We start from the raw sequence: 502 nt of genomic DNA, 5'->3' as shown, positions 1-502 counted from the left end.
CTTTGGCTCTCGCTCAGACACAGAGAGCCAATACCCGATTGTCCTCGCTTGGTGCGTGGCAGCTTGAGCTTAGGCTTCCTTCTATTTATCGCCTTTTACGCCCAAACCGAAGGCTTGCGCTTCACTAGCGTCTCCAACGCAGGCTTTATCACCGGCATGTTGGTGCCGTTGGTACCGCTACTCAGCTGGCTAGCCTTTCGCCACAAAATCACCAAGGCCGGCTGGATCGCCGTTTGCCTATCTACAGCGGGCCTCTATGGCTTGACGGGTGGTGCGAATACCGCGCTCAACAAAGGTGACATTTTAGTATTGATCGGCGCCATCGCGTTCGCCAGCCACATTGTGCTGACGGGCCACTACGCGCAAAAGCTGCCGATTATCAGCCTCAGTATTTTGCAAATGTTAGCGGTGTCTATTTACAGTCTCTTGGCTTCGTGGCTGTTTGATCACGACCCAAGCAAAACACTCTTCTCACTAAACCCCGAACATTGGCTGCAACTCC

At 53.4% G+C, this 502-nt stretch carries 1 protein-coding gene; it reads left to right on the top strand.

The genetic code is table 11. The features are described 5' to 3' along the window. Positions 1 to 63: 63 nt before the first annotated feature. The coding region (locus tag ACFQEU_RS18175; protein WP_379784446.1) for a DMT family transporter at positions 64 to 502 on the top strand (439 nt) is incomplete at its 3' end.

Origin of the sequence: Halorubrum tibetense (genome assembly GCF_042661865.1) — an archaeon.
Taxonomy (GTDB): domain Archaea; phylum Halobacteriota; class Halobacteria; order Halobacteriales; family Haloferacaceae; genus Halorubrum; species Halorubrum tibetense.
This window is presented reverse-complemented; position numbering and strand designations above follow the sequence as displayed.